Below are 13,215 nucleotides of genomic sequence, written 5' to 3'. Positions count from 1 at the left end.
AACTCTGCAGCGATTGAAAAAAGGACCTTCGGGTCCTTTTTTCGTTCCTGCGAAAACCACTGAAGTCCAGCACCATCCAGTGTTTTCAAGTTCCAAATGAGCGTCTTGAGTTTGGACGAGCACTGAATCGGTTTGTTGCTGGAGCAGTTCGATTTGCGGCGTAGCGTACCTTCGAGGCGGTATTCAATCAGCGGGTCGGTTCGTCTACGATATCAATCGTTACGATCTGCTGGACTTGCTGAGTAGGATCGAACAGCGCAAGTCATTAATGACAGCCGAAAAGTGTCGGAGCTGGTTTAATCAATTGCTCCGCTATGCGTTGGTGAAGGCATCTGCAGTGACGGACAGATCAAACTTAAGAGGGGTGGTGATCAGTGAGTGAGGGAGCACAAGCTTCACATCAGCGTTCTGTTCTTTCGCGCGCAGGACTCATGCTATTTAGCGTCCTGTTCGGTGGGCTGCTTTGGGGTGCGTGTGCCTGGGGCGCTGATATCGTGGCCAAGCCCAAGGCCTACCCATACATGGAAGCTTTTACCTATCTGGGGGCTGATGACCTGGATTGGCTTAAACAGCACCCCACGTTGCGGATTGGCGTGGTGCGTTCCAGTTATGAACCTATCGATTCGGTCAACAGTGACGGGGAGTGGGAGGGGATAGGGGCGGACTATTTCGACATGATCAGGCAGGCGCTGGGCTGTACTATTGAAATCAAGGGTTATCAGTCTCAGATCGAGGCGATCAAGGGGTTACAGGGAGGTCACATTGATATCATCACTACCGCAACGGGATACGAGCGTAAGTTCCCTGGGTTGATCTTCACTGAACCTTATGTTGTCAGTCAGCCGGTGATCATCGGCAGGGGCAGTGATTCGAAGTCGGCGTTGAATATAAATGGGAAAAAAATTGTCATTCTGGATGACTACTTGGACCCTGATGTCTTGAAAGAGCGTTACCCCAATAGTCGTCTCATGATCGTTTCAGAGTTACCTCAAGCAATTGACGAGTTGGTGGCTGGGACCGTTGATGTGATGATTGCCGATGAAATCGCTTCAAGTCTCTTTATTTCCAGCAGTCCATTTTTGGATGTACAGATCAAAGGCGATGCCGATTTGCCGTCTCCGGGTTTCTCATTTGGCACCCGTGATTCGGATGAGCAGTTGCGAAATATACTGAACCTGACTCTGGAGCGCTTGCCTGAACGATTTCGAGGGGATGTCTTTCGACGCTGGACGGCGGGTCTTGGTTTAAACCTGATGGACCAGACACTGCATCTGAGCAGGGCTGAGCAGGCGTGGATCGAGACCCATAAAGTAGTGCCCGTTGCCGTTTCAGAACAGCCGCCCTACATGTATAAAAATGAAATTGGCCAATGGGTCGGTATGCATATTGATATTTTGAATGCTATCCGCCGACGAGCAGGGTTAGGGTTTTCTTATGCTGAAGGGGTTTCAAGTCAACGTTGTGATGAGCTAGAGCATACGGGGAGCCCTTTACTCATTACGACCCTTGAAGCAATGCCAGGGAGGGAGTCTTGCCTTGAGCTTTCCAGTTCTTATGGCATGCAAGGCTGGATGTTCGTGGTTCGTAAAGACGACCATAGCCCTTACAGTCTTGCTGAGCTTGCCGGAAAACGTGTAGCTCTGGCCCAGGGGCATGTACTTGACGCTGACCTGCGCGAGCGTTATCCCAAGGCCATTCTGCTACCTGTAGTCTCTATTAGAGACGGATTGGAAATGGTGGAGAGAGGTGATGCCGATGTGGCCATTAGTTCTCGTGCCTCGGCCTATTTCCTGGTCAACAGAGTTTTTAGCAACACGCTTAAGGTGGGCCGTACAGTGGACGTCAGGTCCGCGCCTATGAAGTTTGCAGTGGTTCAGGGTCAAGGAGAATTACTGAGCATTCTCAACAAGGTATTTGCTTCCTTGCTGGTTTCCGAAGCGCGTGCCATCCAGATCAAATGGCTCGGTAGAGCGGGGGTGCAGCCGTCCATCTGGCATAAGGTCCCCAGCTGGGTCTATCAGGTCGGTGTGTTGTTGGGGGTGATGATTTTTCTGTCGTTTTTATGGAATCGGCGCCTGCAACAGCAAATCACTCAGCGCCGCGCCGCCGAGATTAAATTACAGGACCGGCTTGCCTTTCAACGCTCCCTGTTGAACGGTATGCCTAATCCTGTGTACGTGCGAGACACGCAAGGTCGCCTGCTTGATTACAACCACACTTATGAGTTTATTGTTTCAAACTCTGGCGCTGATCTCTTGGGTAAGACGATCAAGGAGCTGGACGGCCTTGAGCCCGCCGTCGCACAGAAGATACATGAAGACTATCTGCATTTGATCGAGACGGGGGGCGATCAGTTTATCTACCGGCAAATGACTATTCGTGGGGAAGTCATTTTCATGTACCAGTGGACAGTCCCCTTCTACAGTAATGACGGAAATCTGCAGGGGCTGCTCGGTGGCTGGATCGACATCACCGAACGTAAACTGCTTGAGGCACAGTTACAGCGTGCTCAAGCGAAGGCCGAGGCCGCCAACCGCGCCAAGAGTGAGTTTCTGGCCACAATGAGCCATGAAATCCGTACGCCAATGAACGCCATCATCGGCCTGCTTGAGTTGGAGATCGAACAAGCTGTAAAAACCGCCCAAGTCATTCCCGAGACCTGGCGGGTCGCCCATGAGGCTGCTCAGTCATTGATCGCTCTGGTAGGCGATAGCCTTGACCTCGCCAAGATCGAATCCTCCAACTTGCAGTTGGTGCTTAAGTCTGCGTCGTTGCGCACGCTGGTTCAGGGGGCGGCCAATATGTTTGCCAGCCAGCTCAAGCAAAAAAATCTGAAACTTGATGTACAGATCGACGACATGGGGGATCACTACTTTTTGCTGGATGCCATGCGGTTGCGACAAGTGCTTTACAATCTGGTGAGTAACGCTATCAAGTTTACCAATGAAGGTTTTGTACGTATTGAAGTGCGGGCTTTGTCAGCTCTAACCGATCAGTATCGGGTGCTGATCGCAGTAGAAGACAGCGGTGTTGGCATTTCAGCGGATGCCCAGCTGGAAGTGATAAAACCCTTTGTCCAGGCGGAGCCCACCACGGCTCACGAGTATGGTGGTACGGGGCTTGGCTTGAGCATTTCACGCAGTTTGATTGAGTTGATGGGGGGGCAGATTCATATTGACAGTGAGCAGGGACGGGGAACGCGAGTTGAGATAGAGCTGGAACTGCAGCCTGTTGCCAAACCGGCTTCGGATTCGTCTGAACTGGTGAATAAATTGCGCCCCGCGACTCACCAACTCTATGTATTGATTGCTGATGACTTCCCGGCCAACCGGTTGGTCCTCAAGCAACAGCTTGAGTTCCTGGGGCATCGGGTCACAGCCGTAGAAAATGGTGTTCAGGCTCTTGAGGCCTGGCTGGCTGGCGATTTCGACCTGATTATTTCCGACTGCAACATGCCGGGCATGGATGGGTATGAGTTAGCGCGGGCTATTCGCCGATTGGACACTGAAGTGTTACAAGAAGGGCGCCGTCCAATCATTGGTTTTACCGCCAGCGCACTGGCGGATGAAGAATTCAGGTGCCTGGAGGCTGGTATGGACCGCCTGCTGGTCAAGCCCATCACGCTGAGTCAGCTGGCACAAACCCTTGCGGCTGTATTGCCTGATGAGTTACTGCCCAGTGAGTTCGATGTGGATGAAGTTGACCTGCTCACCCAGCAGGACGCACAGATAAAGGCTCGGTTTTTGGCGGAGTTGAGCCGCAGCGTTCGCGATGAAATACGCGTGCTGGGTACCGCGATTCAGTGTGATGACCGTGAGCAGATCAAGAGTTCCCTGCATAATCTTCAGGGGGCGGCATGTCTGGTCAATGCTGTTGCTGTTGCCCAGGCGTGTGCACGAATGGCTGTTGAACTCAAACTGAGCTCGCCAGATTTCGAGCAGCCTTGGGCCTGTCTTGAGGATGCTCTGTCCAAGCTCGATGAAAGTATTAGTCTGCACCTGCAGCAGGCTGGAGATGAACTTTGACCAGAGGGCGCTCGCGCAGGCTTTGTACCGCTCTTTACCGGAGCTGTTATCAGTGGCCCATTGCAGCGCAAACCAGTCGATTATCGCGCTCACCCGGGCTGGGATGACGCGGCTTGGCATTTGCACGAGATAGGCTTTTGTCGTATTGCTTTGATAGCCTGGTAACAGGCATTGCAGCGTGCCTCGCCTTACATCGTCGGCACACAACCAGTCAGGCAGGAAGCAGATCCCGGCACCTTCGTGCACTGCGCGGTAGAGCGCTAACGTACTGTTGATATGTGCGGTGGCGATGTATGCAGCCCAAGGCTCAGTGGTGCACCGCTGGCTTGTCCGCTATAGGCGAGGAAACGATACATCCCGCGCAGCTGCTCATTGTCAGAATCGACAAGGTGATTGTCATCGAAGTACAGAGGCGCGCCGCCTTTGGAGCCTTTGCACTGACCTTTCTCACAGAGATACGGGGCCGGATCAATGACCTTCGCGTGACACTGCAACGCTGCAACGTCGATGGCCGAGTTAGCGAGCCGGTTGCGCTTCTCATAATTCACCAGGGGTACGGAGATGTCAGATTTGCTTTCCAATATGCGCGATTGCAAAGGTCGCGGTAGGAATGGCAGTCACCTGCGCCCCCGCACAGACCCGTACGTGCGCAATTGCCGCATATGGCTTCTGCCTTGGGTTTTGACGCCGAAGCGGGTTATTGGATCAGGATGTGACCGTTTTGCCGTTAAAGCCCTGGTTCGAACATAGGCGTTGTTTTACCACTCATCCAGCGCATCAATTGTCCGGCCCCGGCATACTCATGCATGATCGACAGATAACCCTCGAAGCGGCTATTGACTTCATTGGTGCTGTTGCCGAAGTGCTCACTCTCGGCGGTAAGGACATCGAGCAAGGTGCGCTTGCCCAGGTGGTACCACTGCTCGAAGTAATCCTTTCGCACACGCTCGGTTTCGCTGGTCAGGTCTCGATACAGATTGGCCCGTTCAAGCAGAGTGCGGGCATTCTGGTCGGCCGTGCGCACCCGGTATTCCAGATCCAAGCGCTGTTGTTCGGTTTTATCCTGGCTTGCCACTGCCCGTTGAATCGCGGCGCGATGCGCGGCCTTGTCCGAGCCGCCGCGAAAGGCGCCCCAGGACACGCTGAGCATTGTCTGCCAGGGCTGTTCGCGGCCCAGGGTGTCCTCGCCGGTTGTTTTGTTGATCACCCAGTCCAGCTTGGGGAGTGAGGCGGCCTTGACCACGTCAGCCTGGAGGCTGGAAGCTGTGGCCTGGGCCTCAAACTGCTGAATCGAAGGGTGATCAGCGATCTGGCTCAGTAACCGAGGCAAATCGGCCGGCCGAAAACTCCACATTTCCTGTTTGGGAATTGGCACGTCGATATTACCCACCAACTTGCGCAGATTCAGTTGTGCGTCATCCATCCGGGCTTGTGCATTATCGCGGGAGGCCATCGCCTGGAGCAAACGAGCCTTGGCCTGAGTCAGTTCGCTGGCGCGCCCTCGGTCGACGAGCACGATTTCGCTCAACATATCGACCAACGATTGCATCCGGTCCACGTATTGTTGAGCGACCTGGGTGACGGTACGTTGTTTACCCAACTCCACCAGACTTGAAGAGACATTGAAGGCGCTGGTTTCCAGCTCGCCGATATAGGACTGCCTTGCTGCCAGGACCAATTGTTCGCAGCTTTCAATGTTCTTGCCGTTACGGCCCCAATCGTAAACCGTGGTGACGACGTTCAAAGAGACCGCGGCACTGTTGCCGTTTCTCTGCTCGGCACCGCCACCAAAACGTGCAGGCTTCGATTGTGTACCGATATCGAGCTGAGGCAAGCGCCTGCCTTTGGCTTCGTCCACATCCGCCAGTGCCGCCTCATACTCGGCCATCGCCAACCGGACTTGCGGGCTGCGTTGCACCGCCTGTTCGATTGCGCGAAAGAACACCTGCCGCAATTCGGCCTCATAGGGCCCGGCCCCTTTGACGAAATCTTCCGGCTTGTCCGCCAGCCATTCGGAGAACACCACGGCGGAGGCTTTATCCGATGCATTCACCGGGCCTTCCCCCGCGCTGCGATACACCTCGTGGGTGGGCACGGCCACGGGTGCTGTAGGGCCAGCGCTGACGTGCGCTGGCAAAAAACTCATGAAGCCATACACCACGCCGCTCAAGCAGGCGATCCGGGCCGGCTTGAAACCTGTCTCGCCCGCCTTGGGCCGTTGCGTTGCAAGGTGGGTTTTCAATAGCGCGTTCATTTAACGCTCCCTCAGTGCTTGGCGTACTTTGAGCACGGGTTTGAGCAAGTAATCGAGAATGGTTTTTTCACCGGTGCGAATTTCCACCGAGGCAATCATTCCTGGAATGATCGGCAAGCGTTTTCCGCCCATCTCCAGTGCGCTGGAATCGGTCAGTACCAACACTCGGTAATAGGTGTCATCGGCTCGTCCGGACGCGGCCTTCTGATCGTCTTTCAAGGTGTCGGGGCTGATCAGTTCGACACGGCCTTTCAAGCCGCCGTAAATGCCGAAGTCATAAGCGGTAATTTTCACCATGGCGGGCAGGCCGGGGCGTAAAAAGGCCACATCGGAAGGTTTGATCTTGCCTTCGACCAGCAACTGGTCCTCCAGCGGAACAATCTCCAGGATGTGTTCGCCAGGTTGGATCACGCCGCCAATAGTATTGACGCGAATATTTTTCACCGTGCCATACACCGGTGCCACGAGGATGGTGCGATCCATTACATCGGCTCGCCCCACCAGGTTTTCGGTAGTTTGGGAGAGCTCCAGGTCCAACCGGATTAACTCGGAGTTGGCATCGGCCTGAAACTTGTTATGCCGCTCGACAATCTGCGACTTGATGTCATTGGCCTGGCGGCGCATGCGCAGGATTTCCACCTCGGACAACAAACCCTTGGCGGCCAGCGGCTCAGCCAGTGCGATTTCCTGCCTTGACAAGGAATGGCTGCGCTCCAGCGCTGCGACACTTTGCTCCAACGCTTGCAAACGCGAGCGATAGGCCAGGGTTTCCTGGCGGACAATGGCCGGGTCCCCCATGACCATTTCGTCGAATACCAACGGTTGCTGATAGGCTTCGGCCCGCAAGCGTGCGATGGTCGCCTTCAGGCCGATGGTCTTGGACAGTGCCTCGCGATAGCTGGCTTCTGCACGGGTCGGATCAATCTTGAGTAGCACCTGGCCTTTGTCCACCACATCGCCTTCGCGCACATTCATCTCAGCGAGAATCCCGCCTTCCAGGCTTTGAATCACCTGCTCGCGACTCTTGGAAATAATCTTGGCCTCGCCCTGGGTGATCTCCTCGACCCTGGCCAACGAAGCCCAGACCAGCCCGCCGACCAGTACCGCGGCAATCAGGTACAGCACGGCCATCGAGCCTGGCGTGCGTTGAGTCAGCAGCGACTCCTGCAGATCACTCATGAACGCAGCATCGCCAGCCTGCAGTGACGGGTCCGTTTCGAGCTTGCGGCCCAATAAACGCCGGATCATTGGGCGTCCTGCTTGTTTGGCGAGCCGGTCGCTTGAGCTGCTCCGGCGTCTTGGGGGGCGGATTTGCCCGAGAGCATCGCGATGATCGTGTCCTTGTTACCGCCGGCCAGGTAATCGACAAACACCGCCTCGGCCTGGGTATCCATGTTATGGCTGGGCTCGTCCAGCATCAGGGCCTCGTCATGCCAGAAGTCATACGGGGCAACCTTCAATATGGCTGGCAGCTCGGGTCGCAAAAAAGCGATCTCGTGCGTGTTGATTTTGCCTTCGACGAGCAACAGCTCCTTCTGTGGAAGGACTTTCAGTACGTGTTTGCGCGACTGGGGCGCGCCATCAAGGGCATTAACCTGAATTTTACTGACCTCGCGATAAACCGGAGCTTCGAGGGTGCTGCGATCCATCACCAGCTCTTGCTCGAGGAGGTCTTTGGATAGGTGGGAGAGCTCCCGCTCAATCCGGATCAACTCGGCGTTAGCATCGGCCCGGAACTTGTTATGCCGCTCGACAATTTGCGACTTGATGTGATTGGCCTGGCCACTCATGCGCAAGACCTCCACCTCGGACAACAAAGCGTTGCTCGCCACGGGCTCGCCCAGCACGATTGCCTGCTTCGACAAGGCATGGCGGCGCTCCAGTGCTGCGACACTTTTCTCTAGCGCCCGCAAACGCGAGCGATAGGCCAGGGTTTCCTGATGAGCAATGGTCGGGTCCCCCATGGCCATTTCGCCACTCCTGGAAATAATCCTGGCCTCGCCTTGGGGGATCCCCGCGAGCCTGGTTAGCGAAGCCCACACCAGGCCGCCGAACAACACAGCGGCAATCAGGTACAGCACGGCCATCAAGCCTGGCGTGCGCTGAGTCAGCGGCGCGGCCTGGAGATCAATCATGAACGCAGCATCGCCAGTGTTCAGCGACGGGTCTGTTTCGAGCGTGCGGCCCAATAAACGCCGGATCATTGGGCGTCCTCCTTGTTTGGCGAGCCGATCACCTGAGCGCCGCCGCCGTCCTGGGGACCGGGTTTGCCCGAGAGCATCGCGGTGATGCTGTCCTTGTCGCCGTCGGCCACGATCTTGCCGTCGTCGACTACGATAATCCGCTCAACCAGTTTCAACAGCGAAGGGCGGTGAGTCACCAGCACCAGGGTCTGGCCGACGGTGGCACGGGCCAGGTAGTCGACGAACACCGCTTCGGTCTGGGTGTCCATGGCGCTGGTGGGTTCGTCCAGCAGCAGCAGTTGCGGGCGTGTCAACAGGCTGCGCGCCAGCGACACCAACTGACGCTGACCGCCAGACAACCCGGTGCCCATTTCACCCACCGGCAAATTGATACCCAACGGATGCCGGGCCGCCACCTCATCCAGCCCGGTCAGCTTTAACACCCTTAGAAGCTCATCCGCGGTGGCTTCCGGTCGGCCAATCATCACGTTTTCACGCAAGCTGCCGAAAAACAGCCGAGCCTCCTGGCCGACATAACCCACGGCCTTGCGCCAGTCCGCCGGGTCGATTTGTTGAATATCCAGGCCTTCGGCAAACATCTGCCCTTTAACCGGCTGATAGAGACGTGCCAGTACCTTCAGTAACGTCGATTTGCCGCTGCCGATCCGCCCCAGAATCGCCACCCGTTCGCCGGCTCCGATCGTCAGGTTGATATCACTCAGCACGGCCGGGTTGGGTTGCATCGGCGGCGCCGGATAAGAAAAGTCCACGGCTTTGAGGCTCACTTGCCCGCTGATCGAAGGGCGTGCCAGGTAGTCGCGATCAACATCGCGGTCCACCGGCATGGCCATCAGTTTGTTGAGCGACTCGTAAGCGGCCTTTGCTTGCTGGAAACGCACCGCCAGCCCCACCACCTGGCTTAGCGGCGCCGTGGCCCGACTGGCCAGCATCACAGTGGCAATCATGCCACCCATAGTCAGGGTGCCGGCATCAATCAGATACACGCCCAACACAATGAGAATCACGGTTTGTGTTTGCTGAAAAAATGCCACCACCCCGCTGGCGATGCTCGACAGTCGTCGCGACTTCATCGAGGACGAAGCCGTCAAGGCGCTGAAGCTTTCCCAGCGCCGACGCATATAACCTTCACCGCCCACAGCCTTCAGGGTTTCCAGGCCGTCCACCGACTCCACCAGCACACCCTGCTTGAGGGAGGACTCGCGCAGATGTTCCTTCATCACCCGCGCCAAGGGCCACTGAATGCTGATGCAAACAATCAGAATCACCGGAATCAACGTGAGCGGGACCCAGCCCAGCGAACCGCCGATTGCGAAAATCACCGCGACAAACATCAGCACAAATGGCAGGTCGGAAATCGCCGCCAGCGTCGCCGAAGTAACGAAATCACGCACCGATTCAAACTCGCGAAACTGGTTGGCGAACGAGCCTGACGAAGCAGGCTTGTGCTCCATCTGAATCGACAACGCCTGGCGAAACAGCAGGGTGCCCATCACCAGGTCGGCCTTCTTTCCCGCCACATCCAGTAGATGTGCCCGTATAAACCGGCCGATAGCCTCGAACAGCATGGCCAGCACCACACCAATGGCCAGCGACCACAAGGTCACATAGGCCTGGTTCGGCACCACGCGGTCATAGACATTCATCGTGAAGAAGATACTGGCCAGGGCCAGTACGTTGACCAGCAAAGCCCCCAGGGCCGCGCTGTAGTAATAACGCCGATAGCGCCACAAGGTGCTGAGCAACCAGTGACCCGCTGGCATCGGCGTTTTTTCACCGGCGCGGGTATCGACTTTGACACCGGGCTTGATCAGGATCGTATGGCCATTGTAAAAGCCCTCCAATTCCTCCGGCGTAAGCTCCACCGGGTCCGGGCTGATCTCGGGCAGTACCACCTGGTACAGCAGGGCGCCGTCGCGGGCGGCGTCGGCCCGACGGCCCAACAAAACGCAGCCACCCTTATCGTTTCGCAGCAGGATCAACGGCATCAGATAGGGTGACAAGGTCGACAGTTTGCGTTTGACCAGCCCGCCACTCAGGCCCGCATTGCCCAGCGCCGCCAGGGCTAGGGAAGGTGACAGTAGACTGCCTTTGGGCAGGCCCGCAACCAGGGCTTCGGCGCTTCTGCCAGCGCCATAGTGATCACACATCCAGGAAACACTTTGCAGTAACGTGTCCTCGATATGCACCTGAACATCAGGGGTAGAAGGGGCCGAAAAACACTCGGCACTGGCAAGACTTGTCATTGAAGGCCTCTCGCTATATAGCTCACGGCTAATTAAATGGGGAGGGAGCCTGTCCAGCTATCACGGTCCAATCGTTCATGCCGTGAGAGGTGACGACGTCACTTCTGGAAAGGGAGGTTCCGAATAAAATGCCAGGGGCCTGATGTGAGATAACTCTCGATATGGCTTTTTTGTTGAGGGGCGGTGCTTGTTCGGGAGGGAATAATGCTGTGTTGCTAACGGATTTGCCTTTGGACAAGTCCTAAAGTGTTTCAGGTGTTTGAAATTACGCTGGGGAGGGGGGAGAGCGGCTGTACAGGGGGTTGTATCAGTATGGCGGGGCAGCCACATCAGCGATGGCGTGGTTACGCATCGTCTGCGGGAGCATGGATGGTTTGGCAACAGGTTGCCGGTAGTTGATGGGTGTCAATGGCGTCACCCGGTCCGAAATACAGGCTCAGTGTTTCTTTTACGGCGCTGGCGATATTAACGTTCAGGGTTGCTGCCAACAGTATGCCGGCCGTCAGTAGATAGAGTTTTCCAGTCAACATAGTCAGTCTCCAGAGAGGGCGCTTGACGAACGTTACTTGCTGCCATTGTTTAATGGCAGCAAGTTCCGTTAATAGAGCGGCTAGATAAGTCACTGGAGCGATTAACGCTCCAGTGAGGTTGGGTGTTAGCTAATGGCGCTAACTTCTTCCTGCGTAATGATCAGTTGTAGGCCATTGCTTGAAGTGTTCAGAGCGTCATACAGGATGCTTTCCATGGATGGGGCAGTGTCTGCCATGTCTTTTTCGAGTGACGCCTCAGTGAGTATGTCCTTACTGCTGTTGTCATCGTTGGCTGCGGAGTTGGTGTTGTCTGGTTTCTCAACTTCAGCAAACAGGGGTTGGTCGTTATGACGCAACAGATCACCGAATGTAAGGTTCAGGGTTTTAACGCCGCTTTCGGTTTGGGCAGCATCAGTTGTGGCAGAGGGATCTGCCTTGAGCGAGTTGAGGTCAAGTACAGGCTCCTCTCCTGCTGAGAGAAGGGTGGGCAGCATCTCTACAACGTTCTCTTCCAGGGTGGTGGAGTCGACGGTGACGACTGTCGCCTTAGACATATCACTCACGGTGCCGGCCTTGTTGGTGACTTGGGCCGTGAGGGAGTGATTGTCGTTCGGCAAAGTTTCAGCTAGCGTCAAGCTCCATGCACCGTCCTGGCCAACGTCAGCCCGGCCGATCTCTTCATCATTGTTGAAGATGATGACTTTACCGCCTTTAGCGTCCTGCGTTGTGCCGGTGATGGTCGTCAAGGAGGCGACGTTAGCGTCGATCGCAACAGTCGGGGTGGAGGTGTCGACGGTGAAGGTTCGGACCACCGGAGCAGCGCCCTTGTAACCGCTTGAGATAGTGTACTTGCCATTACTCAGCGGGGAATCTGGTTGCCAAGACCAAGTGCCATCCTTATTAATCTTGGGCTCATAAATTACCTTTTTTTCACTGTCAGTGATGATAACAGCATATGCGTAACTGTCATTATTAGAATTAACTGACCCTGTGAGCATTGGAGTGGCGTTATTGGTGTGGCTTTTGACGGTGAAGGGCAAAGAATATATTTCCTTATGGTTACTCGTGACTCTGACGATGTAATTACCGTCTTCGAGAGGCTTAAGATCCCAACCTCTATTAATCGCAGCCTGCAGATCGAAGGATTGCGATTGCTTTGAACTGCTAATGTTTAGTGTATTGGAGACGATTTTGTTTGTATCCGCATTGAAGATCCTTAATGAACTTATTTTGGTACTGGCAGGAAGAGTGACTGTGGGGGTGTTGTTATTCGTGTCGACGTTAACAGTCACCGGCAGGGAAGTCTGGCTCTCAATGTCATTTCTGACGCTTTTAGTGGTGATACGGTGCTCACCATGCGGCAGAGATTCAGAGCTCCAGGTCCAGGTGCCATCTTCCCTGGTAACAGTGAAGCGGTCAATTTCCTTTCCCTGGTTCAGGATGACGATCTCGTCGCCTTTTTCGGCGTTGCCGGTTATCGGCTTGCCGACGTTTGAGATCTGAGGCAATTTGGTGAGATCGAACGTTGGGGCTTCTGGGGTTGGGGGCCTAACGGTGAAGTCGGGGTTAGTAGCTTCCGCCGCAGCGTCGACACCGGTTTTGCTGGTGACGGTTGCGGTGATGTTATGAGTACCACTCTCCAGTGCGTTTTCGCCGTCGAGCACCAGTTTCCACTGGCCGTCCTGGCCAACGATAGCTGTACCAATCTCGTTTCCATTGCTGGAAACAGTGACCTTGCCGCCGATAGCGCCTGTAACGGTGCCGGTGATGCTGGTGATTTCACCAAAGACTTTGCTGCCGTCGATCGGTGTGATCACCAGGTCGGTTGGCGTGGTGTTGTCAACAGCGACCTCGACCGGCACGGACACTTCACTGGTGACTTCACCGCTGGTGACGGTAGTCGTCAGGGTGAGGTTGTCGTTGGTCAATGGCTCCTTGAGCGTCAGGGTCCACTCGCCG

8 protein-coding genes and 2 pseudogenes are annotated in these 13,215 nt (G+C 55.6%); 2 read left to right on the top strand and 8 right to left on the bottom strand.

The annotated features are described in order from the left end of the window. Positions 1-193: 193 nt before the first annotated feature. Both AAEZ06_RS28670 and AAEZ06_RS26175 read left to right on the top strand, forming a co-directional pair. Positions 194-340, top strand: a pseudogene (locus AAEZ06_RS28670) (phage integrase central domain-containing protein); the annotation flags it as partial. Positions 341-521: 181 nt separating this feature from the next. Next, positions 522-4,025 carry an ATP-binding protein gene (locus AAEZ06_RS26175; RefSeq protein ID WP_350616943.1) on the top strand — a complete coding sequence of 1,168 codons (3,504 nt, stop codon included), beginning with the start codon at positions 522-524 and terminating at the stop codon, positions 4,023-4,025. Between the two features lie 78 nt (positions 4,026-4,103). Here the strand turns inward: AAEZ06_RS26175 and AAEZ06_RS26170 are convergent. The 8 genes and pseudogenes from AAEZ06_RS26170 to AAEZ06_RS26135 all read right to left on the bottom strand — a co-directional run. After that, positions 4,104-4,301: pseudogene (locus AAEZ06_RS26170) on the bottom strand (LysR substrate-binding domain-containing protein); the annotation flags it as partial. After that, the gene (locus AAEZ06_RS26165; protein WP_350616941.1) at positions 4,286-4,606 is read right to left on the bottom strand and encodes an SGNH hydrolase domain-containing protein; all 321 of its coding nucleotides are present in this window, start codon (positions 4,604-4,606) and stop codon (positions 4,286-4,288) included. The pseudogene AAEZ06_RS26170 and the gene AAEZ06_RS26165, both read right to left, overlap by 16 nt. 146 nt (positions 4,607-4,752) lie before the next feature. Then, a complete protein-coding gene (locus tag AAEZ06_RS26160; RefSeq protein ID WP_350616939.1) occupies positions 4,753-6,279 on the bottom strand; it encodes a TolC family protein in 1,527 nt (508 codons plus the stop codon). Further along, positions 6,280-7,527: an HlyD family type I secretion periplasmic adaptor subunit gene (locus AAEZ06_RS26155; RefSeq protein WP_350616937.1), complete on the bottom strand. Its 1,248-nt coding sequence runs from the start codon at positions 7,525-7,527 to the stop codon at positions 6,280-6,282. It lies immediately after the preceding gene. Continuing rightward, the gene (locus AAEZ06_RS26150; RefSeq protein ID WP_350616935.1) at positions 7,524-8,483 is read right to left on the bottom strand and encodes a hypothetical protein; all 960 of its coding nucleotides are present in this window, start codon (positions 8,481-8,483) and stop codon (positions 7,524-7,526) included. Before AAEZ06_RS26150 ends, AAEZ06_RS26155 begins: the two co-directional genes overlap by 4 nt. Then, positions 8,480-10,726 (bottom strand): type I secretion system permease/ATPase, encoded by a 2,247-nt coding sequence (locus AAEZ06_RS26145; protein WP_350616933.1) that lies wholly within the window; start codon positions 10,724-10,726, stop codon positions 8,480-8,482. The genes AAEZ06_RS26150 and AAEZ06_RS26145 overlap by 4 nt, the downstream gene beginning before the upstream one ends. Before the next feature lie 344 nt (positions 10,727-11,070). Then, positions 11,071-11,256 carry a hypothetical protein gene (locus tag AAEZ06_RS26140; protein ID WP_350616931.1) on the bottom strand — a complete coding sequence of 62 codons (186 nt, stop codon included), beginning with the start codon at positions 11,254-11,256 and terminating at the stop codon, positions 11,071-11,073. A gap of 125 nt (positions 11,257-11,381) precedes the next feature. Next, positions 11,382-13,215: Ig-like domain-containing protein (locus AAEZ06_RS26135; RefSeq protein WP_350616929.1), on the bottom strand; the 1,834-nt coding region annotated here is incomplete at its 5' end.

Source organism: Pseudomonas sp. HY7a-MNA-CIBAN-0227 (genome assembly GCF_040310325.1).
Classification (GTDB): Bacteria; Pseudomonadota; Gammaproteobacteria; order Pseudomonadales; family Pseudomonadaceae; genus Aquipseudomonas.
The sequence above is the reverse complement of the archived record's forward strand: the minus strand, read 5'-3'. Positions and strand labels throughout refer to the sequence as shown.

Coding starts and splice junctions, on each gene's coding strand:
- AAEZ06_RS26155 (WP_350616937.1), bottom strand. CDS start 7,527: ATGATCCGGCGTTTATTGGGCCGCAAGCTCGAAACGGACCCGTCACTG.
- AAEZ06_RS26175 (WP_350616943.1), top strand. CDS start 522: ATGGAAGCTTTTACCTATCTGGGGGCTGATGACCTGGATTGGCTTAAA.
- AAEZ06_RS26160 (WP_350616939.1), bottom strand. CDS start 6,279: ATGAACGCGCTATTGAAAACCCACCTTGCAACGCAACGGCCCAAGGCG.
- AAEZ06_RS26140 (WP_350616931.1), bottom strand. CDS start 11,256: ATGTTGACTGGAAAACTCTATCTACTGACGGCCGGCATACTGTTGGCA.
- AAEZ06_RS26145 (WP_350616933.1), bottom strand. CDS start 10,726: ATGACAAGTCTTGCCAGTGCCGAGTGTTTTTCGGCCCCTTCTACCCCT.
- AAEZ06_RS26150 (WP_350616935.1), bottom strand. CDS start 8,483: ATGATCCGGCGTTTATTGGGCCGCACGCTCGAAACAGACCCGTCGCTG.